General features: G+C 50.7%; 20 protein-coding genes and 1 pseudogene. 6 read left to right on the top strand and 15 right to left on the bottom strand.

Translation table 11 applies throughout. The features are described 5' to 3' along the window. Positions 1–77: 77 nt before the first annotated feature. From D1641_RS02745 to D1641_RS02690, 12 genes and pseudogenes are all read right to left on the bottom strand, one after another. Complete coding sequence (locus D1641_RS02745) at positions 78–380, bottom strand: hypothetical protein (RefSeq protein ID WP_160662868.1); 303 nt, start codon at positions 378–380, stop codon at positions 78–80. 99 nt (positions 381–479) lie between these two features. Continuing rightward, the gene (locus D1641_RS19360) at positions 480–644 is read right to left on the bottom strand and encodes a hypothetical protein (protein ID WP_347707371.1); all 165 of its coding nucleotides are present in this window, start codon (positions 642–644) and stop codon (positions 480–482) included. Between the two features lie 72 nt (positions 645–716). Continuing rightward, positions 717–1,145, bottom strand: coding sequence for a CarD family transcriptional regulator (locus D1641_RS02735; RefSeq protein WP_160662867.1), 429 nt, complete (start codon positions 1,143–1,145; stop codon positions 717–719). Between the two features lie 61 nt (positions 1,146–1,206). Next, positions 1,207–1,389 (bottom strand): hypothetical protein, encoded by a 183-nt coding sequence (locus D1641_RS02730; protein ID WP_347707370.1) that lies wholly within the window; start codon positions 1,387–1,389, stop codon positions 1,207–1,209. A 387-nt stretch (positions 1,390–1,776) separates the two neighbouring features. Beyond that, positions 1,777–2,475 (bottom strand): annotated as a pseudogene (locus D1641_RS02725) (IS5 family transposase); the annotation flags it as partial. 360 nt (positions 2,476–2,835) lie between these two features. Continuing rightward, positions 2,836–3,588: a gamma-glutamyl-gamma-aminobutyrate hydrolase family protein gene (locus D1641_RS02720; protein WP_160662866.1), complete on the bottom strand. Its 753-nt coding sequence runs from the start codon at positions 3,586–3,588 to the stop codon at positions 2,836–2,838. Next, positions 3,589–4,545 (bottom strand): dipeptide ABC transporter ATP-binding protein, encoded by a 957-nt coding sequence (locus tag D1641_RS02715; protein WP_160662865.1) that lies wholly within the window; start codon positions 4,543–4,545, stop codon positions 3,589–3,591. Then, the gene (locus D1641_RS02710; protein ID WP_160662864.1) at positions 4,546–5,526 is read right to left on the bottom strand and encodes an ABC transporter ATP-binding protein; all 981 of its coding nucleotides are present in this window, start codon (positions 5,524–5,526) and stop codon (positions 4,546–4,548) included. 18 nt (positions 5,527–5,544) lie between these two features. After that, complete coding sequence (locus D1641_RS02705; protein ID WP_243149233.1) at positions 5,545–6,414, bottom strand: ABC transporter permease; 870 nt, start codon at positions 6,412–6,414, stop codon at positions 5,545–5,547. Next, positions 6,411–7,397 (bottom strand): ABC transporter permease, encoded by a 987-nt coding sequence (locus tag D1641_RS02700; protein WP_160662863.1) that lies wholly within the window; start codon positions 7,395–7,397, stop codon positions 6,411–6,413. The genes D1641_RS02705 and D1641_RS02700 overlap by 4 nt, the downstream gene beginning before the upstream one ends. Positions 7,398–7,421: 24 nt before the next feature. Beyond that, positions 7,422–8,186 carry a creatininase family protein gene (locus D1641_RS02695; RefSeq protein WP_160662862.1) on the bottom strand — a complete coding sequence of 255 codons (765 nt, stop codon included), beginning with the start codon at positions 8,184–8,186 and terminating at the stop codon, positions 7,422–7,424. Positions 8,187–8,261: 75 nt separating this feature from the next. After that, complete coding sequence (locus D1641_RS02690) at positions 8,262–9,827, bottom strand: ABC transporter substrate-binding protein (protein WP_160662861.1); 1,566 nt, start codon at positions 9,825–9,827, stop codon at positions 8,262–8,264. Positions 9,828–10,101: 274 nt separating this feature from the next. Here D1641_RS02690 and D1641_RS02685 point away from each other — a divergent pair, with 274 nt between their 5' ends. After that, on the top strand, positions 10,102–10,968 hold the full coding sequence (locus tag D1641_RS02685) for a MurR/RpiR family transcriptional regulator (protein WP_160662860.1): 867 nt from the start codon (positions 10,102–10,104) through the stop codon (positions 10,966–10,968). Between the two features lie 520 nt (positions 10,969–11,488). On the opposite strand, the gene D1641_RS02680 is transcribed toward D1641_RS02685, so the two are convergent. The 3 genes from D1641_RS02680 to D1641_RS02670 form a co-directional block, all read right to left on the bottom strand. Next, positions 11,489–11,833: a hypothetical protein gene (locus tag D1641_RS02680; RefSeq protein ID WP_160662859.1), complete on the bottom strand. Its 345-nt coding sequence runs from the start codon at positions 11,831–11,833 to the stop codon at positions 11,489–11,491. A 147-nt stretch (positions 11,834–11,980) separates the two neighbouring features. Continuing rightward, entirely contained in the window at positions 11,981–12,943 is a 963-nt protein-coding gene (locus tag D1641_RS02675) for a hypothetical protein (protein ID WP_160662858.1), read from the bottom strand. Between the two features lie 129 nt (positions 12,944–13,072). Further along, a complete protein-coding gene (locus D1641_RS02670; RefSeq protein ID WP_160662857.1) occupies positions 13,073–13,303 on the bottom strand; it encodes a hypothetical protein in 231 nt (76 codons plus the stop codon). A 287-nt stretch (positions 13,304–13,590) separates the two neighbouring features. Between D1641_RS02670 and D1641_RS02665 the strand changes: the two genes are divergently transcribed. The 5 genes from D1641_RS02665 (at position 13,591) to D1641_RS02640 (ending at position 18,550) form a co-directional block, all read left to right on the top strand. After that, positions 13,591–14,388: a tyrosine-type recombinase/integrase gene (locus D1641_RS02665; protein WP_347707369.1), complete on the top strand. Its 798-nt coding sequence runs from the start codon at positions 13,591–13,593 to the stop codon at positions 14,386–14,388. 536 nt (positions 14,389–14,924) lie between these two features. After that, positions 14,925–16,037, top strand: a complete 1,113-nt coding sequence (locus D1641_RS02655; protein WP_201757214.1) for a helix-turn-helix domain-containing protein — start codon at positions 14,925–14,927, stop codon at positions 16,035–16,037. 2 nt (positions 16,038–16,039) lie between these two features. After that, positions 16,040–16,576 (top strand): hypothetical protein, encoded by a 537-nt coding sequence (locus D1641_RS02650; RefSeq protein ID WP_160662855.1) that lies wholly within the window; start codon positions 16,040–16,042, stop codon positions 16,574–16,576. A gap of 76 nt (positions 16,577–16,652) precedes the next feature. Continuing rightward, entirely contained in the window at positions 16,653–17,837 is a 1,185-nt protein-coding gene (locus tag D1641_RS02645) for an ATP-binding protein (protein WP_160662854.1), read from the top strand. Further along, positions 17,834–18,550, top strand: coding sequence for a hypothetical protein (locus D1641_RS02640; RefSeq protein ID WP_160662853.1), 717 nt, complete (start codon positions 17,834–17,836; stop codon positions 18,548–18,550). Before D1641_RS02645 ends, D1641_RS02640 begins: the two co-directional genes overlap by 4 nt. Positions 18,551–18,954: the final 404 nt, after the last annotated feature.

Here is an 18,954-nt window from a genome sequence, read left to right as displayed (position 1 = left end):
GAATGCCTGCAATCAAAGCTCCGGAAAGCAATAAGGAACCCGCTTTTTTGAGCAATCGAATCATAGGAGTTTCTCCTTTACTCATTCATCGTTTTGATTTTTTCTTCAATCTGAAAATTCTTATTGATCCCGGGATAGATCAGAAACAGGGCGGGCAGCACAGGCAGCCACAGGTTGGTGAGGGGGAGCAGGGGCATTGTCAGCAGGAAAAACTGCACCGTGCCCCACAGGTAGACCGTCAGAATCGCCAGTGCGGCCAGGCTCCGGGGCAGCTGTCCCAGAAAGAGCAGGGCGGAATTTTTCACCAGCTGAGGGAAGGGCAGCTCCATCAGGGCCAGCTGGGGCCACAGGTACAGCGACAGTCCCAGTACCAGAAGCACCCCCGCAATCAGCCCGGCTCCGGTGAGCAGGTTCAGCCCTACTTCATGATGCTGAAGGCGATGGAGCCGGGGGTCTGCGCTTTCAATTTACTTCCCATATCAGTTCCCTGCCTTTCTCCCGGCGGCTTTTTGGGCGGCATACCGCTCGTTTTTCAGCCGGGGCCTGGGGTCGGAGCCGTCATCGCTGGTCTGGTAGGCGTACTTGAAGAACAGCTTCTGGCCCACGGTGCAGGCGATGATGATGACCAGCAGCACGATAGCCATGGCGCAGGCCAGGCCACCTTCTGGTTCTCGTGGGCGATGCGGTTCATGATGACGAAGTAGGTTCCGGTATTCTTAGCAGATCAATTTTTCTGCCAGCTTCAAATATTGGGTGTCCGCCTGTCTCGGACTTTTCTTTTGCCGGACCATTTCCCGCTGTTTCACATAGATCTCTTTAATCAAAAGCAGGCAGTCCTCCACCTTACGGGAGGCCAGCAGATCACGGTAGTGGGTGGTCAGGTCCATCGGTTTACCGGAACGGAACATATGGGGTTCCAGCTGGGCAAACAATTCCAGGTAATGAGCCGCTTCACCGCCGCTGATGAGGGGACGCATGGACGAGGTCATATCCACCGGAGTGTAGATAATCTCATTGCTGTTGGAAAATACGGCGCACAGCGCGTAGTAATCGCCGGCGGCCCCCCCGGACTGGCGGTACTTCCCCCTTTTGACCTTGTAAACGCCTCTCTTGTCGTACAGAACCAGCGTTCCAAATTTATACATGGCGCTCAGTCCAGATAGTCGCCCACAGGCTGGGTGTTGTTCTGTCTTTTAATTTTGATAATCAAAGAGCCATCGGGCTTTCGGTCTCTTCGACGATTTTATACCGTGTCTGGTGGTGATCCATCTGTACTTTGTAAGATTCATATTCCTGCCGGACCTGCTGCTTGGCCAGTTCCGAAGAAATTCCATCCTTCAGCTGAAAGTGAATGGTCTGCTCCAGGCAGGCCGCTTTGATGCGTTTCATAATAAATGACCTTCCATTTCTTTATGTGAAATCATTTTTACGTTTAATTTGTACATTTTTCAAAGGACTTTATTTACAAAATTGTGGGTTCCGCACACGGGGCATTTTGCACAAGAGAAAGCAGCGGCGAGAAGCCCTTACACTACACACTGCCACAGTCTACCGCAGGAGCCGGCACAGATATCGATCAAACCAGTGCAAATAAGTAGGCAGGCTTAGACTGGAGCCATGGAGACCGGATTTCTTAATATGTTTTTGGTTGTAGTCTTTGCAGATACCGCCCATATAGGTCTTTTGGACTTGTTCGGGTCAATGTTATGGCAACACCGCACAATCCCGCCAAGGGCGGGAAGAGATGGAAGGACTATCCAGGAACCGGACGGATTTCCGCTTTCGCAGTACGGCATCTTCCCTCTTTTCGGCCCCAAGATACCCACTGTCGCCGTGGACGGTCTCTTCCTCCCCAGTGAGCAGTTCCGCCGTCATTGTCACATCGTGGACGTTGGCGGCAGTGACTTTCAGGGTATGCACCAGCCCAGTGTCCTTGTCAACACCGATGTGTGCCTTATAGCCGAAGTACCAATTGTCCCCCTTTTTCGTTGAATGTGCCTCCGGGTCACGCTTCTTTTCCGCATTTTTGGTGCTTGACGGTGCGGAAATCAGGGTTGAATCCACGATTGTCCCCTTCTTCAGCAACAGTCCCCGCTCCCCCAGCAATCCAGTCACCTGGGCAAACAGCTTCTCCTGTATTCCATTGCGGATCAGCAGGTTCCGAAACCGCCCCAGCGTGTCTCCGTCCGGCACCTGATTGCTGGAATCCACTCCACAGAAGTCGGAGAACGCACGGCTGTTGATTACTTCTGCCACGGTCCCCTCGTCCGATAGGGTGTACAGATTTTGAAGCACATATAGCCGCAGCATCAACTCAATCCCGTAGGGCTTGTTCACGCACTCTCCTTTATAATAGCACGGCTTGATTTCTTCCACCCATTTCCCCCACGGAATCAGCCGGTCCATCTGCGCTAAAAATTATTTCTTTTTTGTCCGCGCCTGCGACAGTTCGTCCAGCAATCCAGACAGACTCATTTGTTTATTCATGCCCTCATTTTACCACATCTTTGCCCTGCCTGCCTCCCTTTTGTGCGGTATTGCCTTATCTTTACCAAGTAGGTGGAATTCTTGGACAAAATACCATTTTCATTCGGTTGGATGAAAAATTCTTGTTTCGTTACTTCGCCCATTTCTTTTGGAAATCAGCCCATCCAAGCCTCTATTTCATGGAGGTACGTAGATTTGGCTTCTTCTAGAACATTCCACTAATATAGTGTTTGATGCTGGAACTTCAGCGAGAAAGGACATTGATTGAAATTATAGACTGGGACTATATCATATAGTGAATGCCGCGGAGAGCAGTTGCTCTCCGCGGCTCTCATTTGAAGGAAAAAATTAAGAATTATTTTTCAATTCCGCAGCAGTTTCAGAACAGGTTGCAGATCGAAGTAGCCAAGAAAACAGACTGCGCATCTCCGTACATGGGATACCAGAGCGTTCTTCTCTCCCCTCCAGCATCCGCTCCGGGTGCCATTGTACCGCCAAAACGGGTTTTTGGGGATGTTCAAAGCCTTCTATAATAGTCCGTTCCCCAGTTGTCTGCCATGCAGATGGACGAAGGTCAGCGGCCAGAGTTTCTGGAATAACAGCCTGATGGTGGTAGCTATTTACTGTGGTTCCATTCCCCAGCAACGTCCCTAGAACACTTTGCTCTGCAATATCAACCGGATGCATCACCCCACCACTGTGATCTGCTCCTCCCCATTCCGGGATATCTTGAATCAGAGAGCCGCCTAGCAACACATTCAGCAACTGGAAGCCGCGACAGATAGCTAGTATAGGTTTACCTGCGTCCAGAAATCGGCGGGCCAACGCAAACTCCAGTTCATCCCTTCTGGGATCGCAGTGGAGTGTATCCGTTGCGGGTTGCGCTCCATATCGTTCCGGGGCAACATCTGCCCCGCCGGTAAGCAACAGTCCTGCGCAGAACTGGAGGTACTCCGAAGCATCCTCCCCGGCAATCACGGGAACTCCCCCCGCCAGCGACACGCCGCGTGCATAGTTGTGGTTGAGGGAAAAGGCCGGAAAACCGGTGGACGCGGTGATATTGGACCCGGTAATCAGGATCACTGGTCTGGCTGTATTCACTTATCCCACCTCCCCGCCCCGATGACAGGCCACAAAATGTCCTGGCGCTGCCTCATACAGCTCCGGTGTTTGAGCGGTACACCGCTCGGTGACGTAGGGACATCTGGGAGCAAAACGGCATCCGGCAGGCGGGTTGATGGGGGACGTGATCTCCCCGCGCAGGATAATTCTCTGCCGGCGTTTTTCCAGCGACGGAACTGGGATTGCGGACAATAGAGCTTGGGTATAGGGATGCATCTGGCGCTCAAACAGCACATCTGCACTGGTCAATTCCACCATTTGTCCCAAATACATAACTAAAATCTGGTTTGCCATATGGCGAACCACGGACAGGTCGTGGGTAATAAAGAGATAGGCCAGGTGCTGATCCTCCTGCACATCCTGCATCAGATTCAAAATCTGGGCCTGAATGGACACATCCAGAGCGGAAACCGGCTCGTCACATACAATGAAAGCCGGATTCAGCGCCAGGGCCCGGGCGATCCCGATGCGCTGGCGGCGTCCGCCGTCCAGCTCGTGGGGGTAGCTGTGGGCCAGCCGCTGCGCCAGCCCCACTGTATTCATCAGCTCCAGCACCTGCTCCTCCCGCTGCCGGGCTGAGAGCGCGGAGTTCAGCTTCAGAGGCTCCAGAATACTCTCCCGGACGGTCTTTCGGGGATTCAGGGAGGAGAAAGGGTCCTGGAAGATCATCTGGATGCGGGTGCGCAGCCGCTTGAGCTGGACGCCCCTGGCATAGGTAATATCTTCCCCCTCAAACAAGATCTGTCCTTCGGTTGGTTCCAGCAGCTTGACCAGGGTCCGCCCCAAAGTGGACTTGCCGCAGCCTGACTCGCCTACCACCCCCAGCGTCTCCCCCGGACGGAGCGAAAAGGTCACACCGTCTACTGCGTGGAGCATTCCAGAGCGGGTTTTGAAGTACTTTTTGAGATCCTTTACCTCCATCAGATACTCGCTCATTTATGACTCCTCCTCTCCCTCTGCAAACAGCCAGCACTTGACCTGATGCTCCCCCTCCAGCTGCATGATGGGGGGCCTCTTTTCCTGACAGCGCGGGGTACATTTAGGGCATCTGGGGGCAAAGGGGCATCCGTCGCCCAGTGCGGTAGGGTCAGGCATCAGCCCCGCTATAGGCTGCAGCCGGTGTACCTTGCGGTCCACGGAGGGAATAGAGCGAAACAGGCCGATTGTGTAGGGATGGGAGGGGTTGTGATAGATTTCTTCCGTGGAGCCATATTCTACAATCTCCCCAGCATACATAATCGCTACCTGGCAGCACACCTCGGCGACTACTCCCAAGTCGTGGGTAATCAGCAGCACAGCGGTTTTGGTCTTCTCCTGCAGGCTGGCAATGAGCTCCAGCACCTGAGCCTGAATTGTCACATCCAGGGCGGTGGTAGGTTCGTCGGCAATGAGCAGCTCGGGGGTGCAGGCCAGCGCGATGGCAATTACAACCCGCTGCTTCATGCCGCCGGAGAACTGGTGGGGGAATTCCTTATACCGGTTGGCAGGGATTCCCACCAGCTCCAACAACTGACATCCCCGCTCCTGGGCCTGGGCGCGGCTGCATTTTTCATGGAGCCGGACCACTTCGGCAATCTGATCGCCCACGCTGAGCACCGGGTTCAGCGCGGTCATGGGGTCCTGAAAGATCATGGAGATACGGTTGCCTCGGATCTTCTGCATTTCCTTTTCGGTACAGGCGGTTAACTCCTGGTCCCCCAGAAAGATTTTTCCGCTCCTGATTCGTCCGGGCGGGTCAGGAATCAGGCGCAGGATGGACAGCGCGGTTGTAGTCTTGCCCGCCCCTGTCTCGCCTACCAGTCCCAGGGTCTCTCCCTTTCGGATTTTCAGAGAAATTCCGTTGACGGCCTGTACCAAGCCGTGGTCGGTGTTGTACTCGGTGTACAAATCCTGAATATTCAGCAATACTTCTTCCATCGGAGATGCCTCCTGCTCTCAGCGTCTCAGTTTGGGGTCCAGCACATCCCGCAGGCCGTCCCCAAAGAGGTTCAGCGCAAAAATGGTGATCATGATGGCCACACCGGGGAAGGTGACAATGGGCCAGAAATCGCGGATATAGACCCGCCCGGCGGACAGCATGGCTCCCCACTCTGGAGAGGGCGGCTGAATACCCAGCCCGATGAAGCTCAGCGCAGCGGCGCTCAGAATTGCCGAAGCTACCCCCAATGTGGCCTGTACAATAATGGGGGAGAGGGCGTTGGGAAGAATTTCCCGCAGGATGATATAGGCGTCACTGGCGCCCACACACCGGGCGGCCTCTACAAACTCCTGCTCCTTCACGGTGAGCACCGAGGCCCGGACAATACGGGCGTAGTTGGGGGCGCTGCCAATGCCGATGGCAATCATGGCGTTGGTCAGTCCCGGCCCCAGCGCTGCGGAAATGGAGATGGCCAGAAGAGTGCTGGGGATGGCCAGGACAATATCAATACATCGCATTATGATATTGTCCACCGCCTTGCCGTAGAAAGCGGCCACCGCGCCCAGCAGTCCCCCCACCGCGGCGCCGATTCCCACCGCGATAAAGCCGATTTGAAGGGAGACCCGGGAACCGTAGATCAGCCGGCTGAGAATATCCCGGCCGCAGTTGTCAGTACCCAGGGGATGGGCCAGGGAGGGCAGCTGGTTTGTGATCTGATAGTTCTGCTCATCATAGTGGTAAGGCGCAATAATCGGCGCGAAGACTGCCGTGATAATCAGGACGCTCAAAATCACCATACCAATCAGAGCGGCCTTATTCCGGCACAGCCGGAGCCAGAATTCCCTGCGTCTGCTGCTGCGTCTTTTCTGCATACTCAATTCTGTCATGCTGCTTCACCTGCCTTTTCCTGAGTGGTGGAGCGCTTCTTTTTCCGGCTCTGGCTCTGATACTGAGATTTGATGCGCGGGTCGGCAAAGGCGTACAGGATGTCCACTACCAGATTGATGATGCTGAACGCGATGGCGATAAACAGGACGCCCCCCTGGACCACGGGGTAATTGCGGGCCTTGATGGAGTCCACCATCAGCTTGCCCAGACCGGGGATGGAGAAGATGGACTCGGTCAGAATGGCGCCGCCCAACCCGCGGCCAAACTGCAGGCCGACGGTGGTAATAATCGGGATAAGGGCATTTTTCAGGGCGTGGCGGGTGATCGTGACACGTTCAGAGAGGCCCTTGGCCCGGGCGGTGCGAATATAGTCCTGATGGATCACATCCAGCATGGAAGAACGGGTCATACGGGTGATGGTGGCCGCGGTACTGGTGCCGATGGTAACGGCCGGGAGAATCCAGTAGATCGGTCCGTAGAAGCCGGAGGGGGGCAGGATATTCAGATAGACCGAGAAAACCAGAATCAGCACCAATCCCTGCCAGAAGTTGGGCATGGATACCCCCACCAGGGCCAGAACCATAGCCAGATTGTCAAAGATGGAGTACTGTTTGGTGGCCGAGATAATACCTGCCGGGATGCCGATGGCTGTGGCCAGCAGCACGCTGAGTACAGCCAACAGCATTGTGGTGGGCCAGCGGTCAAAAATCTCTTCACTCACAGAACGGCCAGTGACATAGGAGGTACCCAGGTCTCCCTTGGTCACAATCCCTTTGATATAGTTCACATATCGCGTCAGGAATGGATCGTTCAAGCCCAACTCCTCCCGCAGGGCTTCCACTTCGGACTCCTGTGCGCCTTCGCCCAGAATCATGCGGGCCGGGTCGCCCTCAGAGATATACATCATGGAAAAAATCACAAAGGTGACACCCAGCAGGACAGGGATCATCATAAGAATACGTTTGATTATGTACCGATACACACCACCAACCTCCTCTCTTTAGTACTATCGGGCGATAATTTCGTCCAGCAGCTTTTCAAAATAATCCAGGGCGATGTTGGTCATCTCCTCCCCAATTTCGCGGGTAGAGCGGGTAGCGTCGCCCAGCGCGCCGTTTTCCGAGGCATCTTTCTTCCAGTTCCATGCCGTGCTGCCGTCGCAGAGCACCTTGCGGTAGTACATACTGTTTGTATGCAGCTGTCCTGGCTGGCGGTCCTCATGGACCACCCATGGACACAGATACATACACTGAGAGGTCTCCACCTCACAGGCGTGGCCGATAACGGGAGGAAGGTCCAGATGTTCACTGAGCGTCTTCCGGGCCAGGTTGGTCCCCATAGCCGACCAATATGCGTCAATTCCGTATTCATACTGCAGCTTGACCACCACAGAATTGAGCACCGGACGGTTTCCGCCGTGACCGTTGACAAACAGGACCTTTTTAATGCCATGGCGGGAAAACGCCTCTGCAATGTCACACAGCATCTGGATCATGGTATCGATCCGCAGAGTAAGTGTAGTGGGAAAAGGCATATGATGGGTGCTGATGCCGTATGTAACAGGGGGGGCGATCAGAATTTTGTTTCCCACCCGGTCTCCAAGCAGCTTACAAAATTCATATGCCCGCTCACTGTCGGTAGTAAAGGTGGTGTTGGGACCGTGCTGCTCACAGGAGCCCACAGGGATGACCGCCACTTTGATGTTCGCCATCTCCCGTTCCACTTCCGGCCAGACCATTTCTCCCAATACCAGGCGTTTTTTTTGTTCCATTCCTCAAATCCCTCGCTATTCTGCCAGGTGGATGCCGCTGGCATCCACCTGGCTTTGCATTTGTTCTTTCAGAAATCAGGGGGCAAAGGTAACCTCAGCCAGATTGGGCGTGTTGCCGGGGTGGCACACAAAGTTCTCCACATCTACCCCGGTGGCATACACCGCATTGGTAAAGCAGATGGGAATCAGGTTGTACTGCTGCCACATATATTCCATGGCCTCTTTATAGATCGCCGCGCGCTCCGTGGTGTCATATGCGGCTTTACCAGCTTCCAGGTACTCGTCAATTTTGGTATTGCTGTTGCGCAGGAAGCTCTTGTAGCTGGTAGGCCAGATCATCAGCGCATGGTCCGGGTCGCCGGTGGTGGGAGTGGAGTTGGTCACACCCATAGGCACCTCGCCATTGGCGGCTTTGGACAGCAGGGTGGCCTGATCCATAATCTGAATATCGGTCTCAACGCCCACGTCACGCCACATATTCTGAGCCACTTCCATCACGTCGATGAAGTTCCGGTCCTCATTGAGCATCACAGTTACCTGTAGGCCATTGGCATAGCCGGCCTCCGCCAGCAGTTGCTTTGCCCGCTCGGGATTATACTCATAGGGCCCGATTTTGGAATAACCAAAGACGGTGGGGGCCATGAGGGAGTCGGCCACGGTAGCGCTGTTTCCATAGGCTACATTGACAATGGTGGGCATATCCAAGGCCAGGATCAGGGCCTCACGCACACGGATGTCGTCAAAGGGAGCCATGGACATATTCATTGTAATATAGGAGAACTTGTAGCCCGGCCCAGAGACCACCTTGACCTTATCATTGGACTCCAGCCGCTCCACATCATTGGCGGCCACATCATAGATAATGTCCACGCCACCGGTCTCCAGCTCAATGCTCCGGTTGGCCGCCTCGGTAATCACACGGACGGTCAGCTTCTCATAGGCGGGCTTGCTGCCCCAGTAGTTCTCGTTGCGGGTGAGCACAAGACTGTCCCCCGTCTTCCACTCGGTGAGCACAAAGGGGCCGGTTCCCACAGGGGAACGGCCATAGGCCTCTGCCCCCATCTCCTCCAACGCGCTCTTGCAGATAATATCGCCCCGGGCGGAAGCCAGATAGTTGTAAATGGCGGCGAAAGGCTGCTTGACTCGAATATCAATGGTCAGCGGGTCGATGACCTCAGAATTCTCCGCATCAAAAGAGGAGAACATGGATGCGCTACCCTTTTCTGTGGTAGCCCGCTGGAGGGAGAAGAGCACATCCTCAGCAGTCAGCTCAGCGCCGTTAGAGAACTTGACGCCCGAGCGCAGGTGGAATCGGATGGTCAGCTCGTCAATGACCTCCCAGGATTCAGCCAGACCGGGGACGATCTCACCGTTCCTGTCCTGAACCACCAATGTATCATAGACCACACGCTGCACAGCAAAATTAGCCAGGGCGGTGGAATTGTGGGGGTCCAGGGTGGAGGGCTCGGCCCGGATGGCAACTTTCAGCTCGTTTTTAGAGGAGGTACCGGGAGTGGCTGAAGAGGTGCCGGGCGTACTGGCTATACCCGAGGTGCTAGGATTTCCGGGCTTTCCGCCACAGGCGGACAGCAGCATGGTTGTGCAGAGCACCAGAGACACGAATTGGGCGAATCGCTTCATTTTGGGTTTCCTCCTTTACTTTTTTGGGGCTACTGACTAAATGATATCATAGGTCTCGGAAAAAGTAAATAATAAAATATAATTTTTTTAAAATTTTATATAAAATCATATAAAATTATTTGGGTACATCCTTTGAAGGACAAATGGGCAGTCAAAAAGCCTTGAATTTTTATTATTTTGGCGCTAAAATGTCACTTAACAAGCGTCAAATATAAAGTACAGTATCCGTATAACTATGACTTACGGATACACAGGACATATCTGAAAGGAGAACATGGACGGAATGAAGAATCCGATGGAACGGATACGGGAAATCTATGAGCAATTAAGCAATACCCAGCGCAAAATCGCTGATTTTGTTCTGAAAACTGGAGATGGAGTCTGTTTTTTATCCCTGACTCAGCTCAGTCAAGAGGCAGGGGTAACGTCGGTCACCGTCGTTAACTTCTGCAAAAAACTGGGTTATTCAAGTTTTAGCGATTTTAAAAAGGGATTTCAGTATTATATTCAAGGGGTCATTTCTCCTAGGCATGTGGTTAAAAGTGACTTGGCGGATTACCAAGCCCGCCCTGAGGAAGACTTCCTCCAGCAGGTAATGGCGCATGAGATGAATCTGATGTCAGATACCTTTACATGTTTGGGTAAGGAGAGCTTAATCCAGGCAGCCGAACTTTTGTGCAAAGCCAGGAGGGTCTATTTAGTCGGCAAAGGACTAAGCCTCCCTGTCATTGATCTGTTTTTATCCCGATTGGATTTTTTGTGTCTGGACGCTAAAAAGGTGTCCTTTGACAATCTGAACCTCTTGCCCAACCGACTGGCCAACGCTGGTCCCGAGGATGTGTTTGTGGTGTTCTCCTTCCCCAACTACTCTCCTATCATCGGCGAGGTGGCCCACAGCGTAAAGGAACAGCTGAGCAGTCGAATTATCTGTATTACTGATAAACCGACAGCTCCTCCTGCCTGTTATGCTGATATTCTTTTGCTGTGCCAAACTTCTGGCCTTGTATACTACAATTCCATGACCACCCCTACCTCTCTGGTAACAATTCTGACTTCGCTCATGGCAGTAAAAGTCCAAGGACAGGCCTCCCCCGCCCAAGAGAAAATACCCCAGTTAGCCTATCTCCGGAAAGAAACGTAGCACTCCTCACTTTTTTAAAAAGTTGCCAGCCTGAACAGTCTGGAGGGACGTATCTCAAGATATTTTGAGCGGTCTTGCGGGAATTATCCGCATACATTTGATGACGATTGAACATGGGGCCAAGTAAGTGAATTTTAAAACTCTTTGGATTACAAATGCACTAGACATACGCCCCAGTGAACTTGTTGCCATAATCGAGGCCGAAATTGAGCAAAATATTTGTTGCCAAGAGTAAGTGAAAGCCTGCACACAACGATAAAACTGTGGGAGCGGAAAGAGGTTTGCGTCGATACCGACGCAAGACCTCTTTCCGCTCCTTTTCCTGTTCTGCTCGTCGCGTCTGTCCAGGCAGACACTCCTCGCAGAACCCCTCTCTAGCCTGGTTTCACCATAGCTGATTTTGTGTGCAATTTACAGCGCATCACAATGGATTGAAGTCTAAAACCGACACACATTTCTCACTCCGCTTTGTTCACTATGACATTTTTCATAACTCATAGTTTCGTCCAAAAATCGGCTTTCATGTGATGTCTCTGATTTGCTGTAATTTGTTAAGCTCCGAAATACGGATAATCGTGGCACCTTTTTCGCCCCACCATCCAACCACCGAAAAGGCCATATGCTCCATGTTGTCGTCCTCAAAAAAGATGCCTTTCAGATTATTGAGTATCACTTGAATCGCTCGGTTGGAGGTGTCCCACAGTCTGGCATTGTTGTTTCCTCTGGGGGTGATAATCTCAATTTCCACCATCGCCTTGTTAAAATAGGGGAGAGGTTTTTGCTGGGCCGCTTCCGCAATCGCGGTATGGAGCATCGCTTTCCCCACTGCTGTGTGCGTTTGCGATCCGCTTTGTGGTTCCGCCAAAGGTTTCCATATCATAAATGACCGACAGCAGTTGGCTTTGCAGTCGCAGTGTCAGGTCGTACATTTTGCGGAGTTGGTCTACGTTTGCTATACCGTTATCCGGTAGGCACTGCTCGATCTGCGTTATCGTTTTCTTCAGACAAATATTCATAAAACTGTGTCCCCTCCAATTCTATCACATCCGGGTACATTCGCAGAATCAGCCTGTCCTGCTTCCGGTAGCAAACCGCATACCGAACCTGGGTTAACAAAAACGCGGTAGGGCCACTTTTCGTAGTCGCCCTGGGCCGGGTCGTGCAGTCCTGTTCCATTTTTACTTCGGCTTTGTACTTCTTTCTCCGAGGACAATATGGCCTTGATATCCATGCCAAACCATTTTGGGGTAGTCAAATAGACGTGCTCATATTGCGCCCGCAGCTTAATAGGAGAACGGGACCAGCAGGTTGGTTTATTTCGCTCCAGACAAACATCCGAAAGAAGCCGCCGGCGGCTCCACATGGTCTGACGGATGATATTTTTTGCTGTCTTATTTCGCTTGCCGTCCTGACACATCAAAATCATTCCACTGGCCTTTGTTTCATAACTACCGTACTTTGTATAGAACAATGATCCCTCCGCCCGCACCTGCCACTCCATACTCCCGTTCCCAATGTCATAGACAGCTAACTTTTCTTTTCCTGCCAGCAGCATCCCGGTAAAACACGTGGTGGACAAGATACCTGGTGCGATGCTTCGCCAACAGGCCGACGGGATAAATACTGGCTCCGCTGACTCTGGTACTTTCCCGACGGCAGGGATGCCGTGTTCCTCCATCAGCACAGCCATGCGAGAGACCTCCATCACTCGCTGGATAGACTGCTCTCCACCGCCTACTGAGATTAGCGGCTTAACATCAAGGAACAGGGCCCGGCCTTTTGCTAAAATCGACACGCTGCCGTCCTTACGTTTGGTGAGGTACTTGTTTTTCGTCAGTGGCCGAAACGCATAGGACAGGGCCACCAGGTCTCCGGTCCCTTCGGTATCTAACATATGCAGACAACTGGCATAATCCAACAGATTAAATCGTGCCAAATGGCAGATCAGCTTTAATTGGTTTTCATGTAGTCTCATCTGTCTCCTCCAAATAGAAAGATTGGGCGGTCAGGCCAGCGGCTTTTCTCAAAGCTGTTGGCTTGCCGCCCAATTTTGTGACTGCTTTCACGGAAAACAATCACCCCCCTCAATTACTAAAACCTTCGCTTAGTCCTCCAGCGAGTTGCCGTTAAGATACGCAATCAGCCGTTCCGTATAAATACGAATGTACCACTGCCGGGTCCCGATGTTGGCGCCCAGCAGGCAGAACGGCTTCCGGCCCTCCGCCACCAGCTTGGACAACTGACGGGGCGAGACCCCCAACAGTTCCGAAGCTACTTTCAGCGGTGTAAAGTTGGGGTATTCCCGCCGCAGTTTGTTCGTCGCTTTGTTGTCCACAGGCATCCACCTCCTTTCTCTGCGCAGTGCAGTAGTCTTTGCCGGTGTTCAGTCGGACTGCTCTCGTTTGCCCAACTGTTCCACGAGTGCCCGGACGTTGATGTAGTACACACCGCCGCTTTTGATGTGCGGAATCGTGCCGTTTTTACATCCCTGCTGCAGAATTTGAGCGCCGCTGCCATGAGGGTGAAGTTGTCAGCCAGGCGGAGCAAAAAGAAAGCGGCCTTCGGCAGAAGCGGGAAGCCACAAAGGTTCAGACGTTGCGTCAGTACGGCGAGACGGTGTTTATGCCTGCCAAGAGCGTCACCATGAGCGAGAATGGCCGCTGTGCCTACCAAGGCAACCTTAACCATTGGATCTATCCAGCCCTGGGCAATCTGAAAATGCCCGACATTACCCCGGCCAACATCTCCGCCCTGCTGCTCTCTATGCAGTCCCAGGGCAAGGCCCACGCCACCTGCGTCAAGGTCTACACCATCCTGCACAGCCTATTCAAGATGGCGTACATGGCTGATGTGATTCTTGCTAATCCCATGGATAAAGCAGAGCATCCTAAGCCTCGCAAGGGCGAGATTAAAGACAAGGACGTGGAATCATGCACGACTGAAGAAGTTCAGCGTATCTTTGTCGCTCTGGAGAATGAGCCGCTGAAATGGCATGTTTTGATGCGCTTGCTCATCGACACCGGCATCCGCCGGGGCGAGTGTTGCGGGCTCCAGTGGAAAGATATCGACTTCAAGGCTGACACAATCACTATTCGAGGGAACCTCTGCTACACGCCTCAAAAGGGCATTTACCTGGACACGCCCAAGAGTGGCAAGGTAAGAATCATAGATGTTGACCCGGAGATCATGGGGCTGCTCCAGCAACTCAGGCTGGAGCAAATGAGCCACGCCATCAGCACCTATGTCTTTACTCAGCAGGACAGCCCGGAACCGATGCACCTTCAGTCCCCGGCCAGATATATGCAGAAGTTTGCCAAAAATATGATGTGCCCGGACTTCATCCCCATAAGCTCCGTCACACGTTTGCCAGCATCGCAATTACCAACGGAGCCGATGTGGCTAGTGTATCCGAAAAGCTAGGGCATAGCGACAAGGCTGTCACTCTCCGAATGTACACTCACGCGGACCAAGAAAGCATGAGGCGAGCCAGCCAAATTTTCAGAGATGCTCTGAAAAAAGCTGGTCAGGCGTAATGCAAGCTAGTATCTAAAAAACTATCGGTATGGGTTTCTGTATGGGTTTCCTGCCGGGAAGCTTCTCCTCTAGGTAAAAGCAAAACCCGCTATCCCTTGCGGGACAACGGGTTTGAGTGGAGCTGCTACCCAGATTTGAACTGGGGACCTCATCCTTACCAAGGCATCCGCTACACTGCACAGGTATGCACAACAGTCGTTTTACCGCTTCAAATGCACGTTTTTCAAGTATCACATCTGCACCAAGCGCATTAAACAGCAATCAAGATCTTTTAGCGTTCTGGTCATCGTTTAGCAAGGGTTTTAGCAAAACCATCACGCTAAAAGAATTATAGCTCGGGATGTAATCATATCAAATTCTGGGGCCATATTGCGCATTTTGCGCAATATGGCCCCTCTTTTTTTGTTTTTAAGGAGTTACCTATGCCAGAATACCAACTTGAAATCAAGCAGCTTGTGGACTACCCACGCTGCCGCATCTACCGCGAATTTGTTCAAACCCTGATCGTAGACCGGAGCATCCGAACCAATGGATACTCCGGTCTTTTTTGTTATACCGTTCTCTGTTCCTACGCTAATTTCCGTACCTCATACCGTCGGCTGGATGGTATCAGCTATACGATTTATCCGGGTGAATGGGTTTGCCGGGTCAGCGAACTGAGTAAACAACTGCGTTTCCGTTTCCGCCGTCAGACCTTAAATATGCTGGATACCCTTCAGGATGCCCGCCTGCTCCAGTACAGCCTGCTGGGGCGAGGCCAGCTGGTCAAATATAAAATCACAGACTGGAGACGTCATAACACAGTGCTGGACTACAACTGCCCCTGTCAAAAGGATACCGGTTTTTTCTTTCTTCCTGTCAATACGGCCAAGGAATTGGTCAGCTGGGGGAAATGCTCTGAGATGGACATACTTCTGGATTTGTGGATATCCGCAGTCTACCACGATGACCAGGTTCAAGGTTCCTTCGATGGGCCAGTGGCCTATTTCCGCAACGGGACCGGCAATCCTCTGGTGTCCTATTCTGAGCTTGCCCTGCGATGGGGTCTATCAAAGTCTACCGTAGGCCGTGTCCTGAAAAAATTTGCTCAGTTGGAATACATCGACCTGTTTACATTTCCGGGCCGCCACGGAACTGCCATATACCTCCGAGATTATTTGTCCACTATGTTTCAAATCTCAAATGTCCTGGTGGACAAGGATGAAGCGGCTATGTCATTCAACATCCAGATGTCTGTACCAGAAAAAGAGCTCGATTCTATTTCATGCGTTCCAAACGAGAAAATTATCGTTTCAAAACCGAACAGCGAGTTCCTTGCCCGAAAAGTCCTTGAACTTCTTGCGCTGCAAGGGATTCAATGCGCTAAGTGCTGCAAGTTCGACTATATGTTATATCCTTTATCCGACGACTGCAAGGGTGTAAGAGAGGAGACAGCAGGACGACAGCGGATCGGTTATCGCATGGAAATTTTCTGTAACGAGAAAAAACCAGTTTATATCTTCGAGTTTTCCACAGAGCCGATAAGGAGGGACTGACAATGAAAAAGAAAACCGATAAAAGTAGCGTTCAGGAAGATTCCCGCTACCACGACACATGGAAACTGTTGAAAAAGTACCGGGATGTGGTGTGGAGCCTGGAGTTGTCTGTCCAGCAGATCAAAAACCAGTTTCAGGTCGAGTATGGAATCAGCATTGATGATTTTCTGGATTCCATCTACATGGCCGGTGCGGACTTGGGCGGCACTCAGATTGAAAACCATGCCCGCTGCATTGCGCGCAGCCACAAAATGCTCACATTGGTGGGAAATGCGGTAGAACTGCTTCGTACCCGCCATAAGAATGGGGAGATTTTTTATTGGTTGCTATATTACACTTATCTGTCACCTCAGCAGTTCCGAAATACGGCAGAAATCATAGAACAGCTTCGGCCACATATGCAGGATATCAGTTTCCGTACTTACTATCGCCGCAGAAAAGAGGCTGTGGCGGTGTTGAGTTCCATCCTTTGGGGCTATACATCTCAGGACAATCTGGAGGTGATGGAATTATTTTTCCCTGCAACGCAAACAGAGTAATTTAGGTATGGCAAAAAACAAAAAAAGAAGTATATTTAATTTGCCTCTTGTGCTATAATAGGCGAGAGGTGATGATATGAAACTAAAGAAAATCAGTTTTGGAAATTTCAAATCTCTGTATGACGTGTCTTTTGAACCTGGACGGGTGAATGTATTCGTGGGTGCAAACGGGGCAGGAAAATCTACACTTCTGGAAGCCATTGGTCTGCTGAGTGCAGCGATGACAGATCGGGTGGACTCAACCGCCTTACAACGCAGAGGTGTTCGACTTAGTGTTCCCTCGCTGTATAAATCAAATTTTAAAAATATAAGCAGGCAGAAACCAACAATATATCTGTCTTTAGGCTGGGAGAGCGAAGTGATACAAGATTTATTCCGCTATGATGTACACTTGACTTCTCCTACGGATTCAGAGTTGTGGAAATACCATTCCGAGGCGTTTTTCCATAATGGAGAGAAAAAGTGGGGACGGAGCAATGCATCTTCCAAGTCAAGAAATTCTGCCATCGGAGGATTTTTGGTTGATAACGATGAAAAATTATCATTGGGGCGGGAAATGGCGGTTGCGCTCTCAGCTTATGGAATATTTCAACCCAACACTATGACTTTACGTGGAACAGTAGCTGACCCAAACCAAATGACTCCGATTGGACTGAACGGTGGTCGCTTGGCGGAGGCAATCAGTGATCTTATCCGGACAGAAGATGAAGATATATTCTTTGGGGATATGTATATTGAAGATGTCTTGGATTTAATTGATTGGGCCTCAGAAATAACAGTAAATGCCCCCAAAAAGAGTAGCATTAATGCTAACATTCCAACTACTCGGCAGATTATTGAGTTTACTGACCGATATATGAGAAACAGCGCAAAATTTACTGCGTATGATGCTAGTGAAGGTGCATTATACGTTCTGTTTATGCTGGCTTTAGCTATGCACCCACAGGGGCCTAATATTTTTGCTATAGACAGTTTCGATCATGCGTTGAATCCAAGGTTGGCAAGAAAATTGACTGCGACATTTTGTGAGCAGATTATCCAAAAACAAAAGTGTGTCTTTTTAACCACACACAATCCTTTTGTTTTAGATGGTTTGGATTTGAATAATGACGATATTCGACTGTTTGCAATAGACCGAAATTTGGATGGTTATGCGCAGATTACAAGAATCAAGATTTCACAGGAATTGATTAAAGAAGACCAACCGCTGTCTAGGCTGTGGATCAATGGCCGACTTGGAGGTGTACCTCCTCTTCTATGAAAACAGTAGGAATTGTATGTGAAGGGCCAACCGATTTTGTAATTTTGCGAAGTGTTATTGATACAATAACCGGTGAAAAAAACGAGTATAGGCGCATACAGCCAGAACAAAATGTTTGTGGCCAATATGGAAACGGCTGGAAAGGCGTTTGGAAATGGTGTCAAAACCATTCTGAAATACTGGCGCAATATATGAAAGACGCGCAACCTGTATTGGATTTTTTGGTAGTGCAGTTGGATGGCGATGTATCCAGAAAGGAGAAACCTGTCCATTGTAAGTGTGATTCTATCAAGTGTGATTTTAGAGGAATCAGTAATCCATTGATGTGTGATATAAACTCTTGTCCTATTGTACTGCCTTGCCAGGAGCACGGGGCGCCAGTTACAGGGTATATTTCACATTTGAAAGGGCTTATCAATTCTCTGCTAAATCAATCAGATGATGTTTGTGTCGCTATCCCGTGTGATAGCTTGGAAACGTGGATTGTTGCTGCTTATGATGGACTGAAAAATGTAGAGTTTGTAGAGAGTCCTTGGGAGAAAATTATTGCGCACGGAAAGAGTTATCACGACATACGGATTGCTGGAGGAAAAAAGCGACCAGTTATATTTCAACGATTTGCACCTATAGTATGTGAACGCTGGAATAAGATAACGAAACTCTGTGAAAGTGCTAGAGACTTTGAGGAGTGCATTTTGAAACAATTTAAATAGTTTTTTCAACAAGCTTTATTCGATGAGACTTTGGCTTTTAAACCGGAAGAGTATTGTGAAAAGTATTTGAATTGTAATGCATTTGTACTTGCTGATGTGTGTTAAAAAAATTACATGAAAATCTCTGGCTCGTAGAGGCTACAAATCCTGATAAAAAGGCTATTTATCAATACTTTGACACAATCGATAAAACTCAGAAATTTAAACCATGTAGCATATCGCAAAATAAGAGAGCTCGATGCGCGGTTGGAGGCAATCAACCGATCTCTATCTATAAAATAGAGAACAATTGAGGGAAAATCTATACCCATGATGTTTTGATGCCCTTTCCGCAAGCGTCAAATCTCTTGGTGTCTTGCACAAGAATACGGGATGCGAGAAAATATAATAGAGTCCAATAAGGT

The organism is Colidextribacter sp. OB.20, assembly GCF_009911595.1.
Taxonomy (GTDB): domain Bacteria; phylum Bacillota; class Clostridia; order Oscillospirales; family Oscillospiraceae; genus Lawsonibacter.
Note: the sequence above shows the minus strand (reverse complement) of the source record. Positions and strands in the feature narration are given on the sequence as shown.